This is a genomic window from Sphaerospermopsis reniformis (assembly GCF_005402885.1).
Classification (GTDB): domain Bacteria; phylum Cyanobacteriota; class Cyanobacteriia; order Cyanobacteriales; family Nostocaceae; genus Sphaerospermopsis; species Sphaerospermopsis kisseleviana.
The window spans coordinates 1-4,610 of record NZ_BJCE01000331.1; the positions used below are offsets into that span (position 1 = coordinate 1).

Sequence of the window (4,610 nt, forward strand, 5' to 3'; positions counted from 1 at the left end):
CTTGAAATCCCAAAAAATGCACACTTTTTCCGGTATACCCTTCAAAACCCTTGCACTAATTTCTGTGTTTATCAGCCTCTAACCTTTGATATATCAAGGTTTTAGGTTTATTCAGCAAACCCTATTTTAGATTTTAGATTTTGGATTTTGGATTGAATCCAAAACCGAAAACCGAATAGATTCAATCTAGTTTTTCACCACTGAGAATAAAAATCGGATCAGCGGCGACAAAGGTTTGGGAAAAACCGCGAGTTTCTAAGCGGTTAACAGCAGACTGTACAACCTCGATATTTCTGGCTCTTAACTGAGAAAAGCTTTGAGAAATAGCATACAGACTTTCTAGATTAGCAGCTGTGGCGACAACTCGACCGGATAAAGGCAAATAAAGCCAGACAGCTTGTAAAATTTCCTGGATAGCTTTTGCCCCTGTTATACAAACACGATCAGGGGTGGGTTGTATATCATGTAAACATTCTGGGGCGCTGCCTTCAATTACTTTGACATTTTTCACATTAAAGCGATGGCAGTTACGTTTAATCAAATTAGCCACTTCTTCATCTCGTTCTACCGCAATAACTCTTCCTTGGGGACACAATAACCCCACCTCTACAGGAATTGTACCTGTTCCTGCACCAATATCCCATAATACCGAATCTGGTTTTAATCGTAGTTGGGAAATTAACAATAATCTTAATTCTCGCTGAGTTAGGGGTATACCTGGTAAGTTCTCAAATAAGTCATCGGGAATACCAGGAGTAACATAAGGCCAAAGTTGGGAAGGCATAAGCAATTAAAAATTCAAAGTTTAAAATTCAAAGTTTAAAATTCAAAGTTTAAAATTCAAAGTTTAAATTCAAACTTAAAAATTACAGCGGATTCCTGTGTTATAAAGTACATAATAGCGCCCTCATCGGTTGCGGGGAGGGGGTTGGGGATGGGGTTTTTGTACCTGATGACACTGGGAAGTGCTGCATCAGCAGAAGTAGGAAGTAGTAACAATTAGTAAAACTATTCACCGAAAACTTTTAAAACATCCTGACAGTCAACAGGAATAAAAATAAAATAGAGAAAGTTTAACAACATAATTTTCTAAGTGATCTAGGTGATGCTAATGAATAGGGAAATATTGGGCGATCGCTACGAAGTTCAAAAGCAGTTAGGTAAAAAGTCAGCCCGAAGGACTTTTTTAGCTCGTGACACCATAAACAATAACTTAGTAATTGTCAAGTTACTTGCTTTTAATAGTGACTTTGAATGGGATGATTTGAAACTGTTTGAACGGGAGGCGGAAACCTTACAATCTTTATCCCATCCCTCTATACCCCGCTATCTTGACTATTTTGAAGTAAAAGAATCAAATTATCAAGGATTTGCCCTAGTACAAACTTACATCCCAGCGAAAACCCTAGAACAATACTTAAAAACTGGGAGAAAATTTGCAGAAAATGAAGTTCAAGAGATAGCTAAAGCAGTTTTAGAGATATTGGTTTATCTTCATGAGTTACACCCACCTGTGATCCACCGTGATATTAAGCCTAGCAATATTTTATTAGGAGAGCGATCGGGGAATAGTGTGGGAAAAGTTTATTTAGTAGATTTTGGTTCTGTGCAAACTGTTTTAGCCTCAGAAACAGGTACTAGAACCATTGTAGGAAGCTATGGTTATATGCCACAAGAACAATTTGGGGGGCGTACAGTTCCCGCTTCTGACCTTTATAGCTTAGGTGCAACTTTAATTTATTTAATCACAGGTACTCAACCTGCGGACTTACCACAAAAAGATTTTCGCATTCAATTTGAACAAGTGGCAAATCTGAGTCCGGGCTTAACTAACTGGTTAAAAAAGATGATAGAACCAGATTTAGCAAAGCGGTTTACATCTGCAAAAACAGCACTACAAGCTTTAGAAACACTGGAAAAAACTGATATTACAAATTCAACAATTGCTAAACCAGCAGGTAGTCAAATTCGACTAATTAAAAATGAGGAATATTTAAAAACTACCCTTCCTGCTAAGGGATTAACATTAACTTCGAATAGTTTCTTAACTTTGAATAGTTTAGTGGGAATTCCATTTATGATCTTTTGGAATCACGCGACTTGGTTGTTTATCGTTGTCACGTTTAATACCTTTATTTCTAATCCTTTTGATTGGGGAACAATAATAAATGCTATATTGTCAGCGTTCTATATATCACCTTTTTTTTTCGGTGGTTTAGCTATGCTATATCGTGTGATATATGGTATGTTAAGTTCATTTTTTGAATGTAAAATTAGCATAAATCAGCAACAAATATCCCATAGTCTTTATCTTTGGGGTATGAAAATTAAACATACTTCTGCACCGAGAGAAAACATTAATCAATTAGTTTATATACCTCGTGAGTCTGGAGTCGAGGCAAAGTTGGAAATTTGGATAGGGGTAGAAAAATTGGAAATAAAAGTTGGTGACTATATCATCAAGTCTGAATATGAATTAAAATGGTTAGCTGATGAGTTAAGTAATTGGTTAGGGATAGAACTTGAAATAACCAAAACCTCAAGTTAATGCTTCAGATATCTGTTGAAAATGATCCTGGGGACAACCAGAAATAGGTTTAAGTTTTCTCCTTCCTAGTCTCTGACTCCGAATGGAGTTGTTGATTACTAATGAAGCAGAAAACGCCTCTTTATAGCCTAAATTACCCCTCTATTTCATGTTAGAGGGGTTAATGTATGGGGTGCTTAATAATAACTCGCTGATTTACGATGATGTACTGCTGTCACACCATCTTGGTTTAACACTTTCCCATCATCCACTGTGGCATAAACTAACCAATGATCGCCTACTTCCATCCGGTTTTTTACCGTACATTCTAGGTAAGCTAAAGCACCATTTAAAATCACGCCACCATTATTAGCTTCAGAGATATCTAAACCTGCAAATCTATCTTGTCCAGGGGCGTAAACCTTCATAAATTGTTTGCGTATTTCTCGCCCCTCTGCTAAGATATTAACAACAAAGTTACTACCTGTATAAGTCATGTTTTCCATTGCCCGATCTTTAGCAACTGCAATGGTTAACCCAGGAGGACTAAAGCTGGCTTGTGCAACCCAAGATGCTAACATTCCGGTTTTTACTTCGCCTTGAGTTGCTGTAACGACACACAAAGATCCGACAATTCGCCCTACTGCTTGTTCAACATTACTTGCAGGTTGTCTAGCAACCACGGCTTTTTTAGCAGCGCGTTTTAATGCTTGAGCAAAATCTGTACCTGCTTCCTCACAGGTTTGTAAGGTGACTTCATTAGGTTTGAACTTAACGCGGATGGTTTCAAAACCAAAACGATAACCTGCATCTTTCAGTTTACCTTCAATTAAATCAACTGCTTCCCCACTCCAACCAAAAGAACCAAAGACACCAGCTAATTTATTATTAGTTGCAGTTGATAAAACAATACCTAAAGCTGTTTGTACGGGTGTGGGTGCATGACCGCCTAAAGTGGGCGAACCGATTACAAAACCGGCTGATTTTTCGATCGCCGTTTTAATTTCTTCAGGATCAGCAAATTCGCAGTTAATAGATTCTACGCTAACACCTGCTTTAGTAATACCACGAGCGATCGCACTAGCTAAAGTTGCAGTATTTCCATAGGCAGAAGCATAGATCAAAGCTACACTCATTTCCGCGTTAGTTTGTTGCTTGATCCATTCTCGGTAAGAGTGGGTAAGTTCCTGTAAAGCATATCTTACCAAGGGACCATGACCAGTAGCATACAACCTCACTGGCAAATCTGCCAACTTATCCAAAGCTGTTTCTACTTGTTTAGCATGGGGAGCCATAATACAATCGAAATAATAACGGCGATCTTCGTTAAAAACTTCCCAACCTTCATCAAATACTTGATCACCACAAATGTGCGCCCCAAATAACTTATCAGTAAACAAGATATTTGTTTGCGGATCGAAAGTACAAAGTTCATCAGCGTAACGGGGGTTAGGAGTAGGAATAAATTGTAAATGATGTCCTTTACCTAAATCTAAAGTTTCATCACCCCGCATTACCACAATCGGTAAATCTTCATTTTCTAAAGCTGTGCGTAAATTTATCGCCCCTGGGTTAGAACAAACAAAAGTAATTTGAGGCGCAATTTCTGTTAATATTTTTAATGTTGCTGCCCGGTTAGGATTGACATGACCAAGAATTACATAATCAATATTTTTGATATCTATTCTTTTTTGTAAAGCCTCTAAATAAATTTCCGTAAAAGTTTCCCCAGGTGGATCAATTAAAGCGATTTTATCACCTTGAATAATAAAAGAATTAGCTGTTGTTCCCTTAGCTAAAGCATATTCAATTTCAAATCTTAACCTTGCCCAACTGCGCGATCTGATGATTGTTGTATCAGTACCAATAGGCAATATTTGGACATCACGGGGTTTAGTATTTGACATAACTGACATAAATTTAAGCTCCTGTTTTTAAATAAATTCTTTTTTGTTCCCCAGGGGAAACGCATCTAAATTTTATTGACAAAACACCATTTTTATGTATAAACGAAGAAATCCTTATTTAGGGTTTGCTGAATAAACCTAAAACCTTGATATATCAAAGGTTAGAGGCTGATAAA

The 4,610-nt window shown here is 37.3% G+C and carries 3 protein-coding genes; 1 reads left to right on the plus strand and 2 read right to left on the minus strand.

What is annotated here, in order from left to right; all coding sequences use genetic code 11:
- Window positions 1-181: 181 nt before the first annotated feature.
- Window positions 182-784: a precorrin-6Y C5,15-methyltransferase subunit CbiT gene (gene cbiT / locus FFR48_RS25660; RefSeq protein ID WP_137669316.1), complete on the minus strand. Its 603-nt coding sequence runs from the start codon at window positions 782-784 to the stop codon at window positions 182-184.
- Window positions 785-1,111: 327 nt separating this feature from the next.
- On the opposite strand from cbiT, the gene FFR48_RS25665 reads away from it, so the two are divergent.
- Entirely contained in the window at window positions 1,112-2,548 is a 1,437-nt protein-coding gene (locus FFR48_RS25665; protein WP_137669317.1) for a serine/threonine protein kinase, read from the plus strand.
- Window positions 2,549-2,724: 176 nt separating this feature from the next.
- Here the strand turns inward: FFR48_RS25665 and FFR48_RS25670 are convergent, their stop codons facing one another.
- Entirely contained in the window at window positions 2,725-4,434 is a 1,710-nt protein-coding gene (locus FFR48_RS25670) for a diflavin flavoprotein (protein ID WP_137669318.1), read from the minus strand.
- Window positions 4,435-4,610 lie beyond the last annotated feature (176 nt).